Below are 23563 nucleotides of genomic sequence, written 5' to 3' on the forward strand. Positions count from 1 at the left end.
GTTGCCCGGGTAATGCAATCGCATTACCATGCTGGTATCCCGTATGGTGACCCGCCATGATCGCTCCCCTGGATGTCGAATCCACCCTGACCGACCGCTACCAGACCACCGTGCCGGAAACGGTGCGGCGCGCGCTTCGCCTCGGCAAGCGCGACCGCATTCATTACTCGATCCGCGCGGATGGCCAAGTGGTGCTCACCCGGGCGGCCGATCAGGTGACCGATGATCCCTCGCTGCTGCCGTTCCTGGCCTTGTTGGCACAGGACATCGCCCAGCATCCGGAGCACCTGCAGGCGCTTGATGCCGGGCTTGCGCAGCGGCTGCAGCAGCTGGTGGGTGAGGCCGAGATCGACCTGGATGCCGCGCTTGCCGCGGATGATGAATGACGACCACACCGCCGTTGACCTTGCACGGCTGGACGATCTTCGCCCATCCCTTGTTCCTGGCGCAGCTGGAATCACTGACCGCGCAGGTGGAAGCCCTGAGGGCCAGGGATCCGGCCGGCTACCTGAAGAGGAACGCGAGCAAGCGGCTGGCGGCGATCGTGCGGTTGGCCTTCGACATCATTCCGCAGGACCCGACGCGCGCGGAGTATCGACAGGGCACCACGCTGGGCGATGAGCACAAGCACTGGTTCAGGGCGAAGTTCTTCCAGCAGTACCGGTTGTTCTTCCGCTACCACGCAGCCAGCAGGATCATCGTGCTGGTGTGGGTCAACGATGAACACAGCAAACGCGCCTATGACCGCCATGACGACGCTTACCGGGTATTCCGCCGCATGCTGGACAGCGGCCATCCCCCAGACGGATGGGCTGCCCTGCTGGCAGAGGCGTGTGCGGAAGCGGAGCGGCTTGGGCAGGTGACGCGTCCGCTTACGCTGCATGAGGCCCCGCGATGAGGCCGCTGCATGCGCACGAACGCCGGTTGATCGAGGCGGTCGCCGCCGTGTTGCCTGCCGAACCTGCAGCGCGGCTGCGCGCGGATGTGGGCGTTGCGATGGCGGTGGATGAAAGCACCTTGCTGGTGGGCTTCGTGCTGGCCGACCATGCGCGTCCAACACCGCACGGCGATCATCCCTATCCGGTGGAAATCGAGGTGCCCGACGCCGATGGCGAGGCGCTGAGCATCATCCTGTTCGCCGACGAAGATGGCCGGCTGCTGCAGCTGGAGATCATCCGCTGGGACGACGAAGCGGTGACGGCGCCGAAGTGGGATGAGGCCACGTTCGCGACATGGGCCTGTACGGATGGGGTCTGCGGGTGGGGTCAGACCCTTTTGCGATGCAAAAGGACTCTGACGCCGGATCAGCGATGCAAAAGGACTCTGACCCCGGATCAGCGACCCCGGGTCAGCGCGGATTCCGGCGCAGCCTGGCCAGCGCCAGGTACATCGCCGGCGTGGTGTACAGGGTCAGCAGCTGGCTGACCAGCAGCCCGCCGACGATGGCGATGCCGAGCGGGCGCCGCAGTTCCCAGCCTTCGCCGCCACCCAGCATCAAGGGCAGCGTGCCCAGCAGCGCGGCGACGGAGGTCATCAGGATCGGCCGCAGGCGCAGCCGCGCAGCCTCCAGCACCGCCTCGTGGGCGCTCAATCCACGCCGCTCGCCGGCCAGTGCGAAGTCGACCAGCAGGATGGTGTTCTTCATCACCACGCCCACCAGCAGGAACAGGCCGAGCAGCGAGATCAGGTTCAGTTCGTTGTTGAACAGCAGCAGCGCCAGCAGCGCCCCCACGCCGGCCGACGGCAGCGTGGACAGGATCACCAGCGGCTGCAGGAAGCTTTCGTACAGCCCGCCCAGCACCAGGTACACCGCCAGCGTGGCGCCGAGCAGCAGCCACAGCTGGCGTGCGCGCATCTGTTCCAGCCCGGCTGCTTCGCCGGACAGCTTGGCTTGCACCGTGCGCGGCAGCATCAAGGCCGCCATCGCGCCGTTGATGGCGGTCACGGCCTGCTCCAGCCCGACCCCCGGTGCCAGCGCGAACTCGATCCAGATCGAAGCGAACTGCTGGCTGTGCGAGACACGGTCCGAGGCCATGCCGTAACGCCAGCTGGCGATGCTGGACAACGGAATGCGCCGGCCTTCGCCATCCAGCACCTGCAGTTGCTGCAGGGTGGTCGGGTCCTGGGTATGCCGCGGATCCAGTTCCATCACCACCCGGTACTGGTTGAGGTTGTCGTACAGCGTGGCGACCTGGCGCTGGCTGAAGGAATTGTTGAGCACGGTGGCGATCGTGCGCAGGTCCACGCCATGCCGCGCGGCGGCTTCGCGGTCGATGTCCAGCACCACCTGGCGCATGCCGGCTTCGCCCTGCGCTTCCACGTCGACCAGCTCCGGCAGCGCCTTCAGGGCAGCACTGACCTTCGGCGCCCACTCGCGCAGCGGCGCCAGGTCGGCAGCCATCAGCTGCAGTTCCTGGTTGCCGCTGTCACCGGCGCCTTCCAAGCGGATGTCCTGGTCCACCCACAGGTACAGGTTGCCGCCCGGCAGCGGCGGCAGGTTCGCACGCAGCCGGTCGATGACCTGTTGGCTGGAGACCTTGCGTTCGGCCAGCGGCTTCATCTTGATCATGATGAAGGCGTTGTTGACCCCCATGCCACCCCCGATGTACCCGATGATGTCCTCGATCGCCGGATCGTCCAGCAGCAGCTGGCGGTAGGCGCTGATCTTGGGCTGCATGGCCTGGAACGAAAGACCATCATCGCCGCGGGCAAAGCCGCGCAGCTGCGCGGTGTCCTGCTGCGGCACCATGCCCTTGGGCACTTTCTGGAACAGCCAGGCATTCAGCGCGATCACCGCGACGAAGGCCAGCAGCGGCCAGCGCAGGCGCAGCAGGCCCTTGTCCAGGGTGCGCAGGTAAGCCTCGCGCACACGTTCGAACAGCGCATTGCTGGCACGCTGCCACCGCGACGGTGCGTGGTCTGCATCGGTGAACAGACGCGCGCACAGCATCGGCACCAGGCTCAGCGCCACCACCACCGATACCGCCATCGCCGCCACCAGGGTCAGCGAGAATTCGCGGAACAGGCGTTCGACGAAGTCATCCATGAACAGGATCGAGACGAACACCACCGCCAACGCAAGATTCATCGAGATCAGTGTCGCGCCGACTTCGCCGGCGCCGCGGATCGCCGCCTGCCAGCGGTCCGCGCCCAGCTCGCGATGGCGGGCGATGTTTTCCAGCACCACGATCGCATCGTCCACCACCAGTACGGCGGCCACGATCAACGCCATCAGCGAAAGCGTATTGAGCGAAAAATCGAGCAACGCGATCAACGCCAGCGTGCCGAACAGCACCACCGGGATCGCCACGCTGGGCACCAGCGCTGCGCGCCAGTGGCCGAGGAAGCCGAGCACCACCAGCACCACCAGCACGATCGCCAGCAGCAGGGTCAGTTCGGCTTCGTGCAGGGTGGCGCGGATCACCGGCGAACGGTCCATCACCAGCTGCATGTCCACGTTGGCCGGCAGCAGCGCATGCAGTTGCGGCAGCTGCTGCTGGATGGCATCCACGGTGGCGATGATGTTGGCGCCGGGTTGCCGGCTGACGATCAGCAGCACCGCCGGGCGTTCGTTGTGGAAGCCGCTGGAATAGCGGTCTTCCACGCCGTCGGCGACCTGTGCGACATCGCCCAGCCGCAGCGGGCGGCCCTCCTTGATGGCCAGCGCCAGGTCGCGGTACTGCGCGGCCTCGCGCAGTTGCAGGGGCGCTTCCAGCTGCCACTGCCGCGCATCGCTGCCAACAGCGCCCAGCGGGCGCAGCGCATTGGCACGCGCGATCGCCTGGGCCACGTCATCCAGCGCCAGCCCGGCATGGTTCAGTGCATTGGGGTCCAGCGACACGCGCACGGCGGGCAATGCGCTGCCACCGACCTGCACTTCGCCCACGCCCGGGACCTGCGACAGCTTCTGCGCCAGTACGGTGGAACCAATGTCATACAGCTGGCCGGGCGACAGCACGTCCGAGGTCAGTGCCAGTGCCAGGATCGGCGCCTGCGAGGGATTGACCTTGCGGTACTCGGGCATGCCCGGCATGCCGCTGGGCAGCTGTCCGCGCGCGGCGTTGATGGCGGCCTGCACTTCGCGCGCGGCTTCGTCGATGTTGCGGTCGAGCACGAACTCCAGTTCGATCTCGGTCTGTCCCTGCGAGCTGGACGACTCCAGGTTGGTGATGCCGGGGATGCTGCCGAGGGCGCGTTCCAGCGGCGTGGCCACCGTGGAGGCCATCGATTCCGGCGATGCACCGGGCAGGCTGGCACTGATTTCAATAGCCGGATAATCCACCTGCGGCAGCGGTGCCACCGGCAGCAGGCGCAGCGCCATCAGGCCGGCCAGCACCAGTGCCACGGCCAGCAGCAGGGTCGCCACCGGCCGCTGCACGCAGGCCTGGGCGATGCGCGCGGCCAGGTTCATGCGCCAGCCCCGTCGCCTGCGCTGCGGGTGTCCACGCGGGCAGCCGGGCGGCGCCGCTGCAGGCGGTCGAACGCCAGGTAGATCACCGGCGTGGTGAACAGGGTCAGCACCTGGCTGACCAGCAACCCGCCGACCATCACCCAGCCCAGCGGCTGGCGCAGTTCGGCACCCGAACCGGTGGCCAGCATCAGCGGCACCGCACCGAACAGGGCGGCCAGGGTGGTCATCAGGATCGGCCGGAAGCGCAGCAGCGCGGCTTGGTGGATGGCCTCGCGCGGGGCCATGCCGCGCGTCCGCTGCGCGTCCAGCGCGAAGTCGATCATCATGATCGCGTTCTTCTTGACCAGCCCGATCAGCAGGATGATGCCGATCACCGCGATCAGGTCCAGGCTGCGCCCACTGAGCCACAACGCGGCCAGGGCGCCCACCGTCGCAGAGGGCAGGGTGGACAGGATGGTGATCGGGTGGATGAAGCTCTCATAGAGCACGCCCAGCACGATGTACATCACCACCACCGCGGCCAGGATCAGCCACAGCGTGCTCGACAGCGAGCCGTTGAACGCGGCCGCCGCGCCCTGCAGGCGCAGGTCGATGCTGGCGGGCAGCTTGATCGTGGTGCGCGCCGCTTCCACCGCGGCCACCGCTTCGCCCAGCGATGCACCGGGGGCCAGGTTGAACGACAGCGTGGCCGCCGGGAACTGCCCGACATGGTTGCGCAGCAGCGGCGCCGGGCCCTGTTCGATGCGCGCTACCGCGCCCAGCGGCACCGCCTGTTCCTGCGCATTGCGCACGCGCAGCCCGGCGATCGCTTCCGGTCCGGGTTGCCGGGCCGGGTCGGCCTCCAGCACGACGCGGTACTGGCTGGCCTGGGTGAAGATGGTGGAGATCTGGCGCTGGCCGTAGGCGTCGTACAACGCATCGGCCACCGCCTCCACGGACACGCCCAGGCGCGCAGCGGCATCGCGGTCGATCACCACGCGCGCCTGCCGTCCCTGCATCTGCAGGTCACTGGCCACCTCACGCAGGGCCGGCGAACGACGCAGCTCCTCCAGCAGGATCGGCGTCCATTGCTGCAGGGTGTCCACGTCGGGGCTGGTCAGGGTGAACTGGTACTGGCTGCGGCTGATGCGGTCCTCGATGCCCAGCTCCTGCACCGGTTGCAGGTACAGGGTGATGCCGGGGATGCCGGCCACGCGCTGTTGCAGGCGCGCCATGACGCTGGCGATGTCACCGGCGTCGCCGCCCCGCTCGCCATGTGGCTTGAGTTCGATCAGCAGCCGGCCGGTGTTGAGCGCAGCGTTGTTGCCGTCCACGCCGATGTACGAGGACAGGCTGGCCACCGCCGGGTCCTGTTCGATCGCCGCGGCCAGGGCAAGCTGGCGCTGGCGCATGGCCTGGAAGGAAATGGCCTGCGGCGCTTCGCTGATGCCCTGCACCAGGCCGGCATCCTGCACCGGGAAGAAGCCCTTCGGCACCGCCAGGTACAGCGCCACGGTGAGCAGCAGCGTCGGCACGGTGGCGACCAGCATCAACGGTTGGCGCTGCAGCACCCAGTGCAGCTGGCGGTCGTAGAGGGCGATGATGCGGTCGAAGATGTCGCCCTTCTGCCCACCGGCGCCTTCGTGCCGGTGCGCGCCCGGCCGCAGGAAGCGTGCGCACAGCATCGGGGTCAGTGTCAGCGACACCAGCAACGAGATCCCGATGGCGACCGCCAGGGTGATCGCGAACTCATGGAACAGCGCACCGACCAGGTCGGCCATGAACAACAGCGGGATCAATACCGCGATCAGCGAAACGGTCAGCGAGATCAGCGTGAATCCGATTTCCTGCGCGCCCTTCAGCGCGGCGCTCATCGGTGTCTGGCCTTCCTCCAGGTGCCGGGCGATGTTTTCCAGCATCACGATGGCATCGTCCACCACGAAGCCGGTGGCGATGGTCAGGGCCATCAGGGTGAGGTTGTTGAGCGAGAAGCCGGCCAGCAGCATCACCGCGAAGGTGCCCACCAGCGACAGCGGCACGGCGATGCTGGGGATCAGCGTGGCCGACAGGCTGCGCAGGAACACGAAGGTCACCAGCACCACCAGCCCGATCGCCAGCACCAGTTCCTTCTGCACGCCACGCACCGAGGCACGGATCGATTCGGTGCGGTCGCTCAGCACCTCCAGCTTCACCCCGGCCGGCATCGACGCCTGCAGCTGCGGCAGCAGCAGGCGGACCTGTTCCACCACCGCGATGACATTGGCGCCGGGCTGGCGCTGGATGTTCACCAGCACCGCCGGGGTGGTGCCCGACCAGGCCGCCAGCTGCCGGTTTTCGGCTCCGTCGGTGATGTTGGCCACGTCGCCCAGCCGCAGCGGCGCGCCGTCGCGCCAGCTCAGTACCAGCGCGCGGTATTCGTCCACGCTGCGCATCTGGTCGTTGGCATCGAGCATCACCGCGCGGATCGGGCCGTCGAAGCTGCCCTTGGGCAGGTTGACGTTGGCCGCGGCGATGGCGGTGCGGATGTGGTCCATGCCCAGCCCGTTGGCGGCCAGCGCCGACGGGTTGACCTGGATGCGCACGGCAGGGCGCTGGCCACCGGCCAGGCTGACCAGGCCGACGCCGGGCAGCTGCGCCAACCGCTGCGCCACGCGGGTGTCCACCAGGTCATGCACCTGCGGCAGGGCCATGCCCTTAGAGGTCACCGCCAGGGTCAGGATCGGGGTGTCGGCCGGATTGACCTTGCGGTACACCGGCGGCACCGGCAGGTCATCGGGCAGGAATCCGCCGGCCGCGTTGATCGCTGCCTGCACGTCCTGTTCGGCGACGCCCAGCGATACCGCCAGGTCGAACTGCAGGGTCACCACCGACGCACCGCCGGAGCTGGTGGAGGACATCTGCTTCAGCCCGGGAATCTGCCCCAGCTGTTTTTCCAGCGGCGCGGTGACCATCCGCGTGGTCAGTTCCGGGCTGGCCCCGGGATACAGCGTGGTGACCTGGATGATCGGGTAGTCGACCTGCGGCAGGGCAGCCACCGGCAAGAGCCGGTAGGCCAGCACGCCGGCCAGCAGCAGCGCCACCATCAGCAGCGTGGTCGCCACCGGACGCAGGATGAAGGCGCGCGACAGGTTCATGCGCCGGCCTGCGCAGCGTCCTCGCTGATGATGCGCACGGCATTGCCGTCTTCCAGTCCGTCGATGCCTTCCACCACCACTTTCTCGCCAGCCTTCAGGCCGCTGCGCACGGAGACGCGCGTGCCGTCGGCCGGGCCCAGCACCACGTCGCGGCGCTGGGCCTTGTCGTCCTTGTCGATGACGTGCACGTAGTTGCCCTTGCTGCCGAACTGCACCGCGGCATCGGGGATCACCACCGCGTCCTGCGCACCCAGCTGCAGGCGGATGTTGACGAACTGGTTGGGGAACAGCGCGTCGTCGGCATTGGCGAACTGTGCACGCAGCTTCAGCGTGCCGGTGGCGGTGTCGATCACGTTGTCCACGCTGGACAGTTCGCCGCTGCCCAGCGCAGCGCGTTCTTCGCGGTCCCAGGCCTGCACCGCCAGGGCGGGCTGGCTGCGCACGGCGTCCAGCAGGGCCGGCAGTTCCGGTTCGGGCACGGTGAACAGCACACTGATCGGCGCGGTCTGCGCCAGCGTCACCAGGCCGTCGGCATCGCTGCTGCGGATCAGGTTGCCGACGTCCACGCGGCGCAGGCCGACGCGGCCACTGACCGGTGCGGTGATGCGGGTGTACTGCAGCTGCAGCTTCGCTTCATCCACCGTCGCCTGGTCGCTCATGCGGCGGCCCTGCAACTGGCGCACCTTGCTCTGCTGGTCGCTCAGTTCCTGCCCGGAGACGTAGTTCTGCGCCTGCAGTTCGCCGAAGCGCCGCAGCTGGCGTTCGGCGTTTTCCAGTTCGGCCAGGTTCTGCTGCTGGGTGCCCTGCGCCTGTGCCAGGCGGACCTCGTAGGGACGCGGATCGATCTGCGCCAGCAGGTCGCCGGCCTTCACGTGCTGGCCTTCGTTGAAATGCAGTTTCAGCAGTTCGCCATCCACGCGGCTGCGCACCACCACGCTGTGCAGCGGGGTCACCGTGCCGATCGCCTTCAGCCGCAGCTGCAGCGGTTCGGCGCTGGCACGGGCGATGCGGACCGGGGTCGGCTTGCGCCCGCCTGCATCGTCTGCCGCGACGTCGGCGCGCGGCCATGCCCACCATGCCAGCAGCGCGGCAAGCATCACGAGGGAAGCTGCCAGCAGCAGCGTGCGGTTACGGCGGGGGCGCGACGGTGGGTCAAGCGGCATGGGGCATCCTGCACCCTGCGATGGCGCAGGGAAGTGCTGCGCCAGGATCCGTCACTGCAGGCCTGGCAACGTGGGGAGGGTTGTCTGGCGGGGCCGCCGAAGCAGCGTGGCTGGATGCCGCCGCTTGCGCGACGGGGCCGCCATGGTAGCCAATTGCGCGACAGGTTTCCGCATGACCTTGGTCATGGGCGCACGCATCCAGGTAGTGACGGCCGCTGGCCGTCAACCACAATCCGGTAGTGACCGCCGCTGGCCGTCAACGTAGATCCGTCAATGCACTTCGTCGTGGTACACGAACTTCGGCATTTCCCAGCGGTAGTGGATCGCCAGCAGGCGCAGCGCGAAGCCCCCGGCCAGGCAGCACAGGATGGCGGCGTTGTCGGCCACGTTCCAGCGCAGCAGCAGCAGGTAGGCCGCACCGGTCAGCAGCGAAATGATCGCGTACAGCTCCTTCTGGAAGATCAGCGGCACTTCGTTGCACAGGATGTCGCGCAGCACCCCACCGAAGGCGCCTGTCAGCATGCCGGCGATCAGCACGATCGGCGTGGCGTGGCCACCATCGCGGGCGATCGCACAGCCGATCAGGGTGAAGGCAATCAGGCCCAGCCCGTCCAGCACCAGGAAGGTGCGGCGGAAATGGTGCATCCAGCGCGCGACCCACGTGGCGATCAGCGCGGCGCACACGGTGAATCCGAGGTATTCGGGATGCTTCACCCAGGCCAGTGGATAGTGGCCGAGGATGATGTCGCGCAGCGATCCACCGCCGAGGGCGGTGACGCAGGCGATCATGACCACGCCGAACAGGTCCATGCGGCGGCGGCCGGCGGACAGCGCACCGGTCATGGCTTCGGCGGAAATGGCGATCAGGTAGATGATGGACAGCAACATGGGCAGGCTCCGGACGCGGTGGGGCCGGCCACGCAGCACGCAGCGCCGATGCCGGGGCAGCGACGTACGAAGGTGACCGGTGCCGCTCCCGCTGTCCTTTTGCCTGAGAGTTCAGCGGACGAGTCCGCGTGCCCCTTCGGCGGATCCCTGCGGATCTCTCTCCAGCTCGGCGATTCGGATACATGGTTGGTGGAATGCCATTCCACCGGCCTGAGCGATCATGGGAGCCTGCGCCTTCGGCGGGTGCCAGCGTGGCACCACTCTCCTGCATCCGGCGCGTAGTGTAGCCGCTGGCGGCGGTTGGGCGATAATCGCAGCATGGCCCGCCCCGACACGCCCTGGTTCCTGTACCTGCTCGAATGCCGGGACGGCAGCTACTACGCGGGCATCAGCACGGATGTGCAGGCACGGTTCGCCGCCCACCTGGCCGGCAAGGGCGCGCGCTACACCCGGGCGCGCCCGCCGCTGCAGATCCTCGCGGTGCGCCAGTACCCGGACCGCGCCGAAGCCTCGCGCGCGGAGTGGCAGCTGAAGCAGCAGCCCCGCGCGCGCAAGCTGGCGTGGCTGAGCGAGGGGTTGTAACGCCAGCGTCCGTCCGCCGAGCGTGGCTCGGCGCTACCGGCATCGCGCTGTAGCGCCGACCCATGGTCGGCGGGCGCAGGGGGCACGACGGATCGCTCTGGTAGCGCCGACCCATGGTCGGCGGGCGCCGCTCACCCGCGTGGCGGGTCCTTGGGCGGTTTCACGTCGCCGAAGATGATCCGCGCGCTGCGCTGGTAGCTCCAGTACGCCACGGCCCAGTTCAACAGCACCACCATGCGGTTGCGGAAGCCGATCAGGAAGAACACGTGGGCGGCCAGCCAGAACCACCACGCGAGCAGCCCGGACAACTGCAGTTTTCCCAGGTGCACGATCGCGGCCATGCGCCCGATGGTGGCCAGGTTGCCGTAGTCGGCGTACTTGAACGGACCCGGCGCCGGCTTGCCGTGCAGGCGCGCACGAATGGTGTCGGCCACGTGCTTGCCCATCTGCTTGGCGGCGGGCGCCACGCCGGGCACCGGCCGGCCATCGGCCTGGGTCAGGGCGGCCAGGTCGCCGGCCACGAACAGTTCCGGGTGGCCGGGCAGGGTCAGGTCGGGCTGCACCAGTACGCGTCCGGCGCGGTCCAGCGGCGTTTCCAGCGTGGCGCCGAGCGGCGATGCCGCCACGCCGGCGGCCCAGACCACGGTACGCGCGGGGACGAACTGCTCGCCCAGCTGGAAGCCCAGGCTGTCGATGGCCGTCACCGGCGTACCGGTCAGTACCTCCACGCCGAGCTTTTCCAGTTGGCGACGCGCCTTCAGCGAAAGCACGTCCGGGAAGGTGGACAGCACCCGCGGCCCGGCTTCCACCAGCCGCACCCGGGCCGAGGCCGGGTCGATGTGGCGGAACTCGTTGCGCAGGGTGTGGCGGGCGATCTCGGCCAGGGTGCCGGCCAGTTCGACACCGGTGGGGCCGCCGCCGACCACCGCGAAACTGAGCCAGGCGGCTTTCTTTTCCGGGTCGGGCTCGGCCTCTGCACGCTCGAAGGCGAGCAGCAGCTTGCGGCGCAGGGCAATGGCGTCGTCCAGTGTTTTCAGGCCCGGCGCATCCTTGGCCCATTCGTCGTGACCGAAGTAGGCGTGGGTGGCACCGCTGGCCAGCAGCAGGCTGTCGTACTCCAGCGATGTGCCATCGACCAACTGCACGCTGCGCGCCTGCTTGTCGATGCGGGTGACTTCGCCCAGGCGCACTTCCACGTTGCGCTGGTGGCCGAGGATATGCCGCAGCGGGGCGGCGATGTCCGGGGCGGACAGCCCGGCGGTGGCCACCTGGTAAAGCAGCGGCTGGAACAGATGGTGGTTGCGGCGATCGACCAGGGTGATACGGATGCGCTCGCTGGCCAGGGCGCGGGTCGCCCAGAGGCCGGCGAAACCACCGCCGACGATGACCAGGTGGGGGGTGCGCTCGCGCGTCATTCGCGTGGCTCCAGTAGGGGGGCGTTGGGATGATCGCATGTCACACGGCGCGCTGCCGGTGTGGAACATACTGTCCGAACACCATCGTCAGCCTGGAGCAGGTATGTCCGAGCCGGAAAAGCGCATTGCCCTGTTGATCGACGCCGACAACGCGCCCGCATCGAAGATCGAGGAGGTGCTGGCCGAAGTGGCCCGGCACGGCGTGGCCAACGTCCGTCGCGCCTACGGCAACTGGAAGAGCCCGAGCCTGAAGGGCTGGGAAGCGGTGCTGCACGAGTACGCGATCCGTCCGATCCAGCAGTTCGCCTACAGCCGCGGCAAGAACGCGTCGGACATGGCGATGGTGATCGATGCGATGGACCTGCTGTACGCACGCAACCTGGATGGGTTCGCGATCGTCTCCAGCGATGCCGACTTCACGCCGCTGGTGATGCGACTACTCACCGACGGGGTCAAGGTGTACGGCTTCGGCGAGAAGAAGACCCCGGATCCGTTCGTCAACGCGTGTTCGAAGTTCACCTACCTGGAAGCCCTGGGGCAGGCCCACGCCAGTCCCCCGGATGCCCATCCGGAAGGCGCGACCACCGGCGAGGCGGGCAGCGAGGCACGGCCGCGCAAGACCGGTGCGGAAATGCGCAGCGATACCAAGCTGGTCAACCTGCTGCGCCGTGCGGTGGCCTCGGCCGAAGGCGAGGACGGCTGGTCGCACCTGGGGCCGGTGGGCAGCCAGATCGGCAACCAGGCCTCGTTCGATCCGCGCAACTATGGCTACGGCAAGCTCAGCGACCTGCTGGCGGCGATCGGCCTGTTCGAAATGAAGAAGGACGGCAAATCGTCGTACGTACGGGCACTGGCGAAGAAGCCGGTGGCCAAGCAGGCAACCAAAAGGGCCGCCAAGACCGGCAACACCACGTCAGCCTGACCGGCGTATCGTAGCGGTCCCGCGCCACGCCGGCGCACGTTTGCCTGCAAGGAAAACCACATGCTGAAGATCTGGGGCCGCCGCAATTCCAGCAACGTGCGCAAGGTGCTGTGGTGTGCCGAGGAAATCGGGCTGGCGTATGAGTCGATCGAAGTCGGCGGCAGTTTCGGCGGCACACAGGCCGCCGAGTACCAGGCCATGAATCCCAACGGGCTGGTGCCGGCGATCAAAGACAACGGCCTGCCGTTGTGGGAATCCAATGCGATCGTGCGCTATCTGTCGGCGCGTTATGCGTTGGGCACGCTGTATCTGGAAGACGCGGCCGAGCGCGCGCACGGCGAGAAGTGGATGGACTGGACGACTTCGCGCATGGCACCGCTGTACAGCGAGCTGATCTGGGGCGTGATGCGGACCGCACCGGCGGATCGCGATGAGGTCCGCATCAACGCGGCGCTGGTCAAGGCCGGCGACCTGTTGGCGATGGCCGATACCGCGTTGTCCAGGCAGCCGTGGCTGTCCGGCGACCGCTTCGCGATGGGGGATATTCCGTTGGGCGCGCTGGTGTATGCGTGGTTCGAGATGCCTATCCAGCGTCCTGACCTTCCGCACCTGGCAGACTGGTATGCACGCCTGCGCGAACGTCCGGCCTACCAGCGCGGCGTGATGACCGGGATGAGCTGACGGCGCGGTAGCGCCAAGCCATGCGCGGCGAGCGCAGCGGCGACAGCATGACGGCCAGCGGCCGTCACTACCAACGGCGGGGTAGCGCCGAGATCCTATGTTCTGGGTCAAGCACTCCCGAAGCGGATGTCGCCAATTCCCATCAGGGCGGGATCAAAATCCCGCCCGCTTTTGAACACGCCCCAGCTTATCCGCGCCAGTTTGCGCGCAAGAATGTTGAAGGCAGCCGTGCTGCTGTGGCCGCGTGCCCGGAGCGCTTCATACAAAGGCCTGCCCCCCTTGGCCCGGGTCAGGCCCATGGCCGCCATGTACAGCGTCTGGCGCAGGCCCGCGTTACCGCGTTTGGACAGGTGACACCGTCCGACCCGGGCACCTGATTGATTGGGGCGAGGATCCAGCCCGGTGCAGGCAACCCATGCATCAGCACTGGCCAATTTCCAGCGCGTGATGTGATGGGTCAGGCAGGCCGCTACGGTTGGACCGACGCCTGGAATGGTGAGCATCTGGCGATACAGATCGCCATGTTCACCAGCGCTGGATGCCTGCTGGATAGCGCGGTCCTGGGCCTTGATCGCCTCATCAATGGCGCGAAAAATGCCGGAAAACGTGCCCGTCTTCGTGGACTTGGCATCCAGCGAAAGCTGGATTTGTGTCCTGGCCTTGATCAAGGCCTGGCGCTGCTGGAGCAGCACATGCAGCCGCTCCTGCTGGGGGCTGCGCGATACGTATTCATGAAGCTCGTCGCCTTCCTTGGCCACATAGCGGGCAATGACCTGGGCATCACCGGCATCGGTCTTGCCCCGCTGGGCAACGCCTTTGGCGTAATGCTTGATATCACGGGGATTGAGCACAAATACCGTGTGGCCGGCGTGCTGGGCGTGCTGAACCAGCAGCTCGTGGTACCGGTTGGTTGCCTCCAGCCCGATCCGGCAACCGGCCGGCAGCTCAGCCAGCCACGCCTTGATGCTTGTAGCTGAATTGTCGATCCGGCGACTGCCTTCCACGCCGTGCACCGCCACCATCAAGGTCTTTGAGTCGACATCGACTCCGACATCCAAATGATCTGACATTTCCGCAACTCCCAGCTATTGTTGAAGGGCTGGGGTGGTACCGCACCACGTTGGCTTGCCTACATCGGCGGTCAAGGCCGCTAGATCCTTTATCGACGTTAAGGTGCGGGATGGGGATCGCTCGGCGCGTCTGTCGGCTGCTATCCGCAGATGTCATGTTGACGGTCCCTCCACCCTGGCCCTACTTAACCAGCTAGGGCCCGGAAGGAACATACAAGCCATGCTCGGCGAGCGCAGCGGGAACAGCATGACGGCCAGCGGCCGTCACTACCAACGGCGGGGTAGCGCCGAGCCATGCGCGGCGAGCGCAGCGGCGACAGCATGACGGCCAGCGGCCGTCACTACCAACGGCGGGGTAGCGCCGAGCCATGCTCGGCGAGCGCAGCGGGAACAGCATGACGGCCAGCGGCCGTCACTACCAACGGCCGTCAGTACAGGTCCACCGGGTCCACGTCGAGCGACCAGCGCACCTTGCGTGCTTCCGGCAGGCCCTGCAGCAAGGGCGCCACGTGATCCAGCACGGCATGCAGCGCGGGGCGCTGCGCGCTGGACAGCAGCAACTGCGTGCGCTGGTAGCCCGCCCGCCGTGGCATCGGTGCGGGCATCGGCCCGAACGCTTCCAGGTGCGGCTGTTCGCCCACCAGCGCACGCACGGCCAGCAGGAACGCATTGGCATGTTCGACCTGCTGCGCTTCGGCGCGCAGCAGCGCCAGATGGGCGAACGGCGGGAAGCCGGCGGCCTGGCGCTGGTTGAGTTCGGCCGCGGCGAACGGGTGGTAGCCGCCGTTGACCAGGGTTTCCAGCAGCGGGTGGCCTGGATGGTGGGTCTGCAGCCAGACCTCGCCGGGATCGCGCGCGCGCCCGGCGCGGCCGGCCACCTGGATCAACTGCTGGGCCAGCTTCTCGGTCGCGCGGAAGTCCGAAGAAAACAGGCCTTCGTCGATGCCCACCACCACCACCAGCGTCAGCTTGGGCAGGTCGTGGCCCTTGGCCAGGATCTGCGTGCCGACCAGGATGCCGGGCTGGTCACCCAGCCGGGCCAGCTGGTGTTCCAGTGCATCGCGGCGCGAGGTGGTGCTGCGGTCGATGCGCAGCACCGGCACGGCCGGGAAGGCCTGCACCAGATGTTCTTCCAGCCGTTCGGTACCGATGCCCTGCGGCTGCAGCGCCAGGCTGGCGCAGGCCGGGCACGCCAACGGGGCGGCCTGCCGCGCACCGCAGTGGTGGCACTGCAGGCGCCGGCCCGCGCCGTGCACGGTCATCGGCGCATCACAGCGCTGGCAGGGCGCGGTCCAGCCGCAGTCGTGGCACAACAGCACCGGCGCATAGCCGCGGCGGTTCTTGAACACCAGCACCTGCTGGCCGTTGCGCAGGTGCTCGGCGATGCCTTCCAGCACCTGCGGTGACAGGCCATCGCGAAGCGGACGCTTGCGCACATCCAGGATGCGAACGCGCGGCGGCATGGCATCGCCGGCACGCACCTTCAACCGCAGGTGGGTGAAGCGGCCGGCATGCGCGTTGTGCAGGGTTTCCATCGCCGGGGTGGCGCTGCCCAGCACCACCGGAATGCCGAGCGCCTTGGCCCGCACCAGGGCGAAATCGCGGGCGTGGTAGCGGATGCCGTCCTGCTGCTTGTAGCTGTTGTCGTGCTCCTCATCCACGATCAGCAGGCCCGCTTCGGGCAGCGGCATGAAGATCGCCGAGCGCGTACCCACGATCACCCGCGCTTCGCCACGCGACGCCGCCGCCCAGACCCGCGCGCGTTCGTTGTCGGTGAGGCCGGAGTGGAAGGCGTGCACGGCAATCCCGAGGCGGCCGCGGAAGCGTGCCAGGGTCTGCGGGGTAAGGCCGATTTCCGGCACCAGCACCAGCGCCTGCCGGCCCTGCGCCAGGCACTGGATGATCGCCTGCAGGTAGACCTCGGTCTTGCCGCTGCCGGTGACCCCGTCCAGCAGGAACGGCGCGAAGCCCTGCGCGGTGGTGATCGCCTGCACCGCGGTGGCCTGCTCCGGGTTCAGGGTCGGGCCGCCCAGCGGACTGGCCTGCAACGGCGCCACCGCCAACGCCACGCGCTCGGCAAGACCGCGCTTGGCCAGGCTGCGCGCCGCCGTGCGCCAATCGTCCATCCGCGCAGCGATCACGTCTTCATCGACCACCGCATCGGCCAGCAGTTCGGCCAGTTGGCGCGGTCGGCTGCCGGCGCGCAGGCTGCCCCGCTGTTCGCGCCCATCGGTAGAAAGCTGCCAGCCCCAGTGGTGGGTTTCCGGCATCGGCTCGCCGTGCCGCAGCGGGCCGGGCAGGGCGGTGGACAGTACTTCCCCCAGCGGCGCGTGGGTATAACGGGCCAGCCATTGCAGGCTGTGCCACAACTCGGCCTGCAGCAGCGGCTCCGGGTCCAGCCAGGTGAGCGCCTGGCGCAGGCTGGCCGCTGGATCGGCGCTGCCCTGTTCCACCACCACGCCCACCAGTTCGCGCGGGCCGAACGGCACCCGGATCCGGCAGCCGACGACCACGTCCGGTGCCGGACCTTCCGGTGGCAGGTAGTCGAACAGCTGCGGCAACGGGACCGGCAGGGCAATGCGCAGGGTGGGCAGGGGAGCATCCATCCTGGCATTGTACCGACCCGTTGAGCGTCCCCGCAGAGCGCATTCAGGGGCATCACTCCTCAGTGAAGAGAGCCTAAACACGAGGTAAATGTCGGAGTCCATTGGAGATTCAGGGTTATCCACATCTTTTGTGGATAAGTCTGTGCGTTAGCTTGGGTGGAAGGCGGCAAGTGCCGATGCCGACAGCCTTGATCTTCTCATGGTCAAAAATTAGCCACACAATATTAACAATAAAAATCAATGGCTTATGTGTGAAATGCCGCTGATACATAAGCTCCGGGCGGCATGGGCATGAGCGGACCAGCGATTTCTTGACGCTGTGCACAACGTGCAGCACGAACGCCCGTGACTAGCAAGCCCTCGGCGTCGCTGGTTGGGAGCAGCTATCATTCCGCGTGAATTCCTGGAGTCCCTGATGACGGCAGCGTCCGCCTCTTCATCCCCTACTGCGGCCGGTGCGTTGTCGGCATTTCTTCGTGGCGTCGAACGTCGTGCGCTGGTGGTCGCCGAGCTGCAGACCGGTGATGCCGCGCGCGCTGAACAGGCGTTGGTCGCGGTCATGCGCGCGTTCGCCGCGGTCGCCAGCGATCTGCCGATGGCACAGTGGCCGCCGCGCTTCTGGGCGCTGCTGGCGGCCCGCCAGGCGCTGCGCGAAACGCCTACCGGCCGCTGGGAGGGCACACTGGCCCACCTGGGCAGCCTGCAGCCGCTGGTCCGCTTGGCCCTGCTGCTGCGGATCGGCGCAGGGTTGGATGAAGATAGCGCCGCGCGCCTGCTGGATACCGATGTAGACGGTTACCAGGAAGCGTTGGCCGCCGCGTGCCCGCGCGATGCACACGGCAACCCGGACGCGCAGGCGTGGCGGGTGCTGGCCGAACAGGTGCAGCAGCAGATCCGCGAACTGCCTGCCCAGCGCCTGAAGGAGCTGCAGCAGCCGGTGGCGGCGGGCAGGAAAGAGGAGGCGCCCAAGACCTGGCGTGCCCCGGCGGCCGAGCCGCGCACGTCTGCAACGCCACCACGGCGGCGGTCGTCGCAGCAGCGCCGCTGGCGCGGGCCGGCGATCCTGCTGGGCACCGTGCTGGTGCTGTTGCTGGCCGGGCTCGGCTGGCGCGCCTGGCAGTCACATGTGCCCGATGCGCCCGCGGTGGTCCCCGATGGCGCGGTAGGCGAGGCCGGTCCGGTCACAGTCGAAGCCCTGGAGGGTGACCCGCCGAAGGTGGCCGCCGCCGCTGCCGATCCGATGGCGACCGAAGACGCGGCGATGCTCGCCGACCGTGATTTCCCGCTGCTGGCTGATGCCGACCTGCATGCCTGGTCGGCCGCGGGCGGCCCGCTGCCGGTCGACGAATCGCAGGCCAGGCCGACCCGACCCGAACCGGTTGCGGCCGCGCTGGAAACGGCGGCTGCCGATGAGTAAGCGTGTCTGCCTGCTGGTGTTGCTGGGCGCCGCCGGGCTGGTGCACGCTGCCCCGGACCGCACCGCGCTGCCGCTGTCGGTGCCTGCAGGGCCCGGCGCCATCGGCAGTCCCGCTGCCCCGGCGGCGATGCCGTGGCAGCAGCTCGGTGCGGAGCAGAAGCGCCAGCGCCGCAGCGAATACGCCGCGTGGCGGGCGATGAGCGAGTCCGAACGGGCGCGCGTGCGCCAGGCCGCCGAGCGCTTTGCCGCCCTTCCATTGGCCAAGCAACAGGAGCTGCGTGACCAGTTCAACGCACAGGACCAGGCGTTCCGCGATGGGTGGCGCCTGGGGCCGCTGCTGGGCGAGCATTTCAGCCGGCTGCAGGGCATGTTCGGCTACGTGCCGGAAAACCAGCGCGATGCCACCCTGGCGATGCTGCGGCAGCTGACCCCGGCACAGGTGTCGCAATTGACACTGGTCGCGCAGCGCACGCCGCCGCAGCAGCGCGATACGGTGCGGACCGAATTCCTGTCCGTGGCGCCGGCCCAGCGCGATGCGTGGCTGGCCCGTCAGGTGGGGCGCTGATCCTTCGCGCCGCCTGATGGCGGGCGCGGGAGGGGCGTGACGACCAACGGTCGTCACCCACCGGGGCGGTCATCACCTGCCAGCATCCGGTCATCCGCCGGCCGGCACCATCGCTGTCTCCACGGAACGGGTAAGATGTCGGCCCGCAACCCGGTGTCTGTGCCCTTCGCGCGCAGCCGTAGTCGCCGACCCTCTGCAGCACCATGTCCATCGCATCCCCCGCCCCGCGCTTCAGCCGAGAAGTGCGCGCCACCGGCATCCTCGCGTTGCCGCTTGTCCTCGGCCATGTCTCCACCGGCCTGATCTCCTTCGTCGACAACGTGATCGCCGGCCACCATGGCACCCACACGTTGGCTGCGGTGACCATCGGTACCGCGCTGCTGTGGCTGCCGATGCTGATCCCGATCGGCACGCTGATTTCGCTGACCGCCTCGGTATCGCAGCTGCACGGCGCCGGCCGCGAGCGCGAAATCGGCCCGCTGTTCCGCCAGGCCCTGTGGCTGGCGCTGGGCCTGGGCCTGATCATGTTCACCTTCCTCAGCGTGGTGCCCCCGCTGCTGCCTGCCTTCGGCATCGCAGCGGACATCGTGCCGGGCGCCACCGCCTTCCTGCATGCGGTGCGCTGGGGCGGACCGGCGCTGACCCTGTACTTCTGCATGCGCTACCTCAGTGAAGGCATGCACTGGACCCTGCCGACCATGCTGATCGGCTTCGGCGGCCTGCTGGTGCTGGCGCCGATGGGCTACGTACTGGCCAATGGCAGGCTGGGTTTCCCGGAGCTGGGCGCCGAAGGCCTGGGCATCGCGTCGGCGATCATGATGTGGCTGCAGGCGCTGTGCTTCGGCGCTTACCTGTGGAAGACCAAGCGCTTCGCACACTTGCAGTTGTTCAGCCATTTCGAGGGCCCGCGCTGGCGCGCGATCTGGGACCTGCTGCGTACCGGCCTGCCGATCGGCATCACCGTGCTGATGGAGGGCGGGCTGTTCATCGTCACTGCGCTGCTGATCGGGCGGCTGGGCGCCAACGAGGCCGCCGCGCACCAGATCGCCATCAACGTCGCCCAGCTGTGCTTCATGATCCCGATGGGCGTGGCCGAAGCGACCACGGTGAGGGTGGGGCACTCGGTCGGGCGCGGCGACGGGCAGGGTGTGCGTCGCGCGGCATGGGCCGGCTACGCGATCATCATGGGCACCCAGACCGTGTCCGCGCTGGCGCTGCTGTTCGGCCACGATGCCATCGTCGGGGTGTACACCAATGACCTGGCGGTCGCCGGGTTGGCCTCCACGCTGCTGCTGTACGCGGCCGCCTTCCAGTTCCCGGATGGCATCCAGGTGTTGTCGGCCGGCGCGCTGCGTGGCCTGAAGGACACCCGCGTGCCGATGTTCATCGCCATGTTCGCGTACTGGGGCCTGGGCATGCCGCTGGGCGCCGGGCTCGGCCTGGCGCTGGGCATGGGGCCGCAGGGCATGTGGATCGGGCTGATCGTCGGGCTCACCGCCGCCGCCATCCTGATGGGCTGGCGCCTGCACCGCAGCGGCGCCCGCGTGAGGCAGTCCGCGCTGTCCTGAATGCCGGCACTGCGCGCGCCACTTCACGGTGGCCCCCTTACTTGTGTCCGATGCTGCGCGCAACCACACCCGTTATGCTGACCCCGCAATTTCCACGGCAAGACGCCAACCGGAGCAATCCATGAACCAAACCGTGCCACCGCTGCCCCCCGCGCGACGCAATCCCATCGCGGCGTTCTTCGTCGGGCTGTGGGACGTGATGAACTTCACGCGGCGGCTGATCCTCAACGTGCTGTTCTTCGGCCTGCTGTTCTTCATCCTGGTCGCGCTGGTCGTGGCGGCCGGCATGGGCGCGGGCGCAAGCAAATCGCTGCAGGACCGCACCACCCTGGTGATCGCACCGGAAGGCCGGCTGGTCGAACAGTTCAGCGCCGATCCGGTCAGCCGCGCCTTTGCCAAGGCGATGGGCGATACCAGTGCCGAAGAGATCCAGCTGCGCGACCTGATCCGTGCGATCGATGCGGCGCGCGAGGACAAGAAGATCGAGCGGGTGGTGCTGGAACTGGACAAGCTGCAGCCGTCCGGCTTCGCTTCGCTGCGTGAAGTCGCCGCTTCGCTGCAGCAGCTGCGTGCGTCCGGCAAGCAGCTGGTGGCCTACAGCGAAAGCATGGGCCAGTCGCAGTACCTGCTGGCCGCACAGGCCGACGAGGTCTACCTTGACCCGATGGGCGCGGTACTGCTGGAAGGCCTGGGCCGTTATCGCCAGTACTTCCGCACCGGCCTGCAGGACAAGCTGGGCGTGGACGTGCACCTGTTCAAGGTGGGCGAATACAAGTCCGCCGCCGAACCGTACGTGCTGGACGCGGCATCGCCGCAGGCCAAGGAAGCGGACCTGTACTGGATGAACGATGTCTGGCAGCGCTACCTCGGTGACATCGCCAAGGCACGTCGCCTGGATCCGGCCCAGCTGGCTGCCGGCATCGATACGTTGCCGGAAGGCGTGGCCGCCGCCGGCGGTGACCTGGCCAAGTTCGCGCTGCAGCAGAAGCTGGTCACCGCGCTGAAGACCCGCGAAGAATTCGACGACCTGATGGTCGAACGCGGCGTGGCCGACGGCGATGCCGATGGCGGCTTCCGCAACATCAACCTGGGTGCTTACCTGGGCCAGATCGACGCACGTCGCAGCCCGGTGGATTCGCGTCCGCAGGTGGCGGTGGTGGTGGCGTCGGGCGAGATCAGCGGCGGTGACCTGCCGGCTGGTCGCATCGGCGGCGAGTCGACCTCCGCGCTGCTGCGCGAAGCCCGCGACGACAACGATGTGAAGGCCGTGGTGCTGCGCGTGGACTCCCCGGGCGGCGAAGTGTTCGCTTCCGAGCAGATCCGCCGCGAAGTGGTGGCCCTGCAGGCCGCCGGCAAGCCGGTGGTGGTGTCGATGGGTGACCTGGCCGCATCCGGTGGCTACTGGATCAGCATGAATGCCGACCGCATCTATGCCGATGCCTCGACCATCACCGGTTCGATCGGCATCTTCGGCATGGTGCCGAACGTGGCGCGCGCGCTGGACAAGATCGGCGTGCATACCGACGGCGTGGGCACCACCCGTTTCGCCGGCGCATTCGACATGACCAAGCCGCTGGACCCGGCCGTGGGCCAGGTGATCCAGTCGGTGATCGACAAGGGGTACGCGGACTTCACCGGCCGGGTGGCCGATGCGCGCAAGAAGCCGGTCGAGGCCGTGGACGAAGTGGCGCGTGGCCGCGTCTGGTCCGGTGCCCAGGCCAAGGAGCGCGGCCTGGTCGATGCCTTCGGTGGCCTGAAGGACGCCGTGGCCGATGCCGCCGGCCGGGCCAAGCTCGGTGCGGACGACAAGTACCGCGTGCGCTACATCGAAAAGCCCGCCACCCCGTTTGCCCAGTTCCTTGGCGGTTTCGCCGGCAGCCACGCCGGTGCCTGGATGCTGGCCGAATCCGGCGTGGGCCGGATGGTGCTGGCGCGGACGATGCCGGAAGTGGATACCCAGCTGCGCTTCGTGCAGAACGCCGCGCGCGAGCAGGGCAAGGGCACCCCGGTGAAGGCGCTGGCCTACTGCTTCTGCGGATTCTGATCGCCGCCCGACGGTAGCAGCCGACCGTGGTCGGCTCTACCTGGCACCGCGTTATTCCTTCTCGGCGCGCTCTTCCTGGGCGCGCCGTTGTTTTTCCGCATCATCCAGCGTCTGCTGCACGCCACGGGCTTTCTCAAGGGGCGCCTGCACGCTGTGCGCCAGTGCCTTGGGCTCCGGCGGCTTGTCCTGCGGCGGTACCGCCGGGCGCTGGCAGGCGGCCAGCGCGGCCAGCGCGATGATCAGGGCGATGGTTTTCATGCGGTGCATCGAAGATCTCCCGGCGACGGCGCTATGCTTGCCGCATCGTTACACGGGCAGCGCCCGGATGGGAGTTCAAGATCGTGACTGCGCAGCGCTGGCGGCTGGATGGACAGACCGCCCTCATCACCGGGGCCAGTGCCGGCATCGGCCTGGCCATCGCGCGTGAACTACTCGGCTTCGGTGCCGATGTGATGATCGTGGGCCGCGACATCGACATGCTGGAGAGTGCCCGCGACGACCTCGCCGATGAGTACCCGGCCCAGGCGATCCATGCCCTGGCCGCCGATGTATCCGACGACGAGGACCGGCGCGAGATCCTGGACTGGGTGGAAGACCACGCCGACGGCCTGCACCTCCTGGTCAACAATGCCGGCGGCAACATCACCCGTCCGGCCATTGATTACACCGAAGACGAATGGCGCAACATCTTCGAGACCAACCTGTTTTCGGCTTTCGAACTGTCGCGCTATGCGCATCCGCTGCTGGCGCGGCATGCGGCATCGGCCATCGTCAACGTGGGCAGCGTGTCCGGCCTGACCCATGTACGCAGCGGCGCGGTGTATGGCATGACCAAGGCGGCCATGCACCAGATGACCCGCAACCTGGCCGTGGAATGGGCCGAAGACGGTATTCGGGTGAATGCCGTGGCGCCGTGGTACATCCGCACCCGGCGCACCTCCGGGCCGCTGTCCGATCCGGATTACTACGAGCAGGTGATCGAGCGCACGCCGATGCGCCGGATCGGCGAGCCGGAAGAGGTCGCCTCCGCGGTGGGCTTCCTGTGCCTGCCTGCCGCCAGCTATGTCACCGGTGAGTGCATCGCGGTGGACGGCGGCTTCCTGCGTTACGGGTTCTGA

The 23563-nt window shown here is 68.0% G+C and carries 19 protein-coding genes and 2 riboswitches; of the genes, 11 read left to right on the plus strand and 8 right to left on the minus strand.

Going from position 1 to position 23563, the window contains the following annotated elements; genetic code table 11:
- The first annotated feature begins 56 nt into the window (after positions 1–56).
- The 3 genes from QE373_RS02125 to QE373_RS02135 are packed head-to-tail and all read left to right on the plus strand — an operon-like array spanning position 57 to position 1425.
- On the plus strand, positions 57–386 hold the full coding sequence (locus QE373_RS02125; protein WP_309683096.1) for a type II toxin-antitoxin system PrlF family antitoxin: 330 nt from the start codon (positions 57–59) through the stop codon (positions 384–386).
- Positions 383–898 carry a type II toxin-antitoxin system YhaV family toxin gene (locus QE373_RS02130; protein WP_309683098.1) on the plus strand — a complete coding sequence of 172 codons (516 nt, stop codon included), beginning with the start codon at positions 383–385 and terminating at the stop codon, positions 896–898. Before QE373_RS02125 ends, QE373_RS02130 begins: the two co-directional genes overlap by 4 nt.
- A complete protein-coding gene (locus QE373_RS02135; protein ID WP_309683100.1) occupies positions 895–1425 on the plus strand; it encodes a hypothetical protein in 531 nt (176 codons plus the stop codon). The genes QE373_RS02130 and QE373_RS02135 overlap by 4 nt, the downstream gene beginning before the upstream one ends.
- Here the strand turns inward: QE373_RS02135 and QE373_RS02140 are convergent.
- The 4 genes from QE373_RS02140 to QE373_RS02155 all read right to left on the minus strand — a co-directional run bounded on the left by QE373_RS02140 (position 1349) and on the right by QE373_RS02155 (position 9575).
- Positions 1349–4411, minus strand: a complete 3063-nt coding sequence (locus tag QE373_RS02140; protein WP_309683102.1) for an efflux RND transporter permease subunit — start codon at positions 4409–4411, stop codon at positions 1349–1351. The two genes, QE373_RS02135 and QE373_RS02140, sit on opposite strands and share 77 nt — an antisense overlap.
- Complete coding sequence (locus QE373_RS02145; protein ID WP_309683105.1) at positions 4408–7524, minus strand: multidrug efflux RND transporter permease subunit; 3117 nt, start codon at positions 7522–7524, stop codon at positions 4408–4410. Before QE373_RS02145 ends, QE373_RS02140 begins: the two co-directional genes overlap by 4 nt.
- On the minus strand, positions 7521–8687 hold the full coding sequence (locus tag QE373_RS02150) for an MdtA/MuxA family multidrug efflux RND transporter periplasmic adaptor subunit (RefSeq protein WP_309683108.1): 1167 nt from the start codon (positions 8685–8687) through the stop codon (positions 7521–7523). Before QE373_RS02150 ends, QE373_RS02145 begins: the two co-directional genes overlap by 4 nt.
- A gap of 270 nt (positions 8688–8957) precedes the next feature.
- On the minus strand, positions 8958–9575 hold the full coding sequence (locus QE373_RS02155) for a trimeric intracellular cation channel family protein (RefSeq protein WP_309683110.1): 618 nt from the start codon (positions 9573–9575) through the stop codon (positions 8958–8960).
- Positions 9576–9656: 81 nt separating this feature from the next.
- Positions 9657–9750, minus strand: a riboswitch (glycine riboswitch).
- Positions 9751–9762: 12 nt separating this feature from the next.
- Positions 9763–9853: riboswitch (glycine riboswitch) on the minus strand.
- Positions 9854–9893: 40 nt separating this feature from the next.
- On the opposite strand from QE373_RS02155, the gene QE373_RS02160 reads away from it, so the two are divergent.
- Complete coding sequence (locus QE373_RS02160; protein WP_309683112.1) at positions 9894–10157, plus strand: GIY-YIG nuclease family protein; 264 nt, start codon at positions 9894–9896, stop codon at positions 10155–10157.
- A gap of 131 nt (positions 10158–10288) precedes the next feature.
- Here the strand turns inward: QE373_RS02160 and QE373_RS02165 are convergent, their stop codons facing one another.
- Positions 10289–11572: an NAD(P)/FAD-dependent oxidoreductase gene (locus QE373_RS02165; protein ID WP_309683114.1), complete on the minus strand. Its 1284-nt coding sequence runs from the start codon at positions 11570–11572 to the stop codon at positions 10289–10291.
- Positions 11573–11675: 103 nt separating this feature from the next.
- On the opposite strand from QE373_RS02165, the gene QE373_RS02170 reads away from it, so the two are divergent.
- Both QE373_RS02170 and QE373_RS02175 read left to right on the plus strand, forming a co-directional pair.
- Positions 11676–12494 (plus strand): NYN domain-containing protein, encoded by an 819-nt coding sequence (locus QE373_RS02170; protein WP_309683116.1) that lies wholly within the window; start codon positions 11676–11678, stop codon positions 12492–12494.
- A 60-nt stretch (positions 12495–12554) separates the two neighbouring features.
- Positions 12555–13175, plus strand: coding sequence for a glutathione S-transferase (locus tag QE373_RS02175; protein WP_309683119.1), 621 nt, complete (start codon positions 12555–12557; stop codon positions 13173–13175).
- 107 nt (positions 13176–13282) lie between these two features.
- Here QE373_RS02175 and QE373_RS02180 read toward each other — a convergent pair whose 3' ends face one another.
- Together QE373_RS02180 and QE373_RS02185 are read right to left on the minus strand one after the other, a co-directional pair.
- The gene (locus tag QE373_RS02180; protein ID WP_309683122.1) at positions 13283–14245 is read right to left on the minus strand and encodes a transposase; all 963 of its coding nucleotides are present in this window, start codon (positions 14243–14245) and stop codon (positions 13283–13285) included.
- A 428-nt stretch (positions 14246–14673) separates the two neighbouring features.
- On the minus strand, positions 14674–16851 hold the full coding sequence (locus QE373_RS02185; protein ID WP_309683124.1) for a primosomal protein N': 2178 nt from the start codon (positions 16849–16851) through the stop codon (positions 14674–14676).
- Positions 16852–17266: 415 nt separating this feature from the next.
- Between QE373_RS02185 and QE373_RS02190 the strand changes: the two genes are divergently transcribed.
- The 4 genes from QE373_RS02190 to sppA all read left to right on the plus strand — a co-directional run bounded on the left by QE373_RS02190 (position 17267) and on the right by sppA (position 22445).
- Positions 17267–18268 (plus strand): hypothetical protein, encoded by a 1002-nt coding sequence (locus QE373_RS02190; protein WP_309683126.1) that lies wholly within the window; start codon positions 17267–17269, stop codon positions 18266–18268.
- Positions 18261–18833 carry a DUF3106 domain-containing protein gene (locus tag QE373_RS02195; protein WP_309683129.1) on the plus strand — a complete coding sequence of 191 codons (573 nt, stop codon included), beginning with the start codon at positions 18261–18263 and terminating at the stop codon, positions 18831–18833. The genes QE373_RS02190 and QE373_RS02195 overlap by 8 nt, the downstream gene beginning before the upstream one ends.
- A gap of 203 nt (positions 18834–19036) precedes the next feature.
- Positions 19037–20401, plus strand: a complete 1365-nt coding sequence (locus QE373_RS02200) for an MATE family efflux transporter (RefSeq protein ID WP_309683134.1) — start codon at positions 19037–19039, stop codon at positions 20399–20401.
- Positions 20402–20522: 121 nt separating this feature from the next.
- Positions 20523–22445, plus strand: coding sequence for a signal peptide peptidase SppA (gene sppA, locus QE373_RS02205; protein ID WP_057507468.1), 1923 nt, complete (start codon positions 20523–20525; stop codon positions 22443–22445).
- Between the two features lie 51 nt (positions 22446–22496).
- On the opposite strand, the gene QE373_RS02210 is transcribed toward sppA, so the two are convergent.
- Positions 22497–22703 carry a hypothetical protein gene (locus QE373_RS02210; protein WP_309683139.1) on the minus strand — a complete coding sequence of 69 codons (207 nt, stop codon included), beginning with the start codon at positions 22701–22703 and terminating at the stop codon, positions 22497–22499.
- Positions 22704–22786: 83 nt separating this feature from the next.
- Between QE373_RS02210 and QE373_RS02215 the strand changes: the two genes are divergently transcribed.
- On the plus strand, positions 22787–23563 hold the full coding sequence (locus QE373_RS02215; protein ID WP_309683141.1) for an SDR family oxidoreductase: 777 nt from the start codon (positions 22787–22789) through the stop codon (positions 23561–23563).

Source organism: Stenotrophomonas sp. SORGH_AS_0321, from assembly GCF_031453215.1.
In the GTDB taxonomy this organism is placed as follows: Bacteria; Pseudomonadota; Gammaproteobacteria; order Xanthomonadales; family Xanthomonadaceae; genus Stenotrophomonas; species Stenotrophomonas chelatiphaga.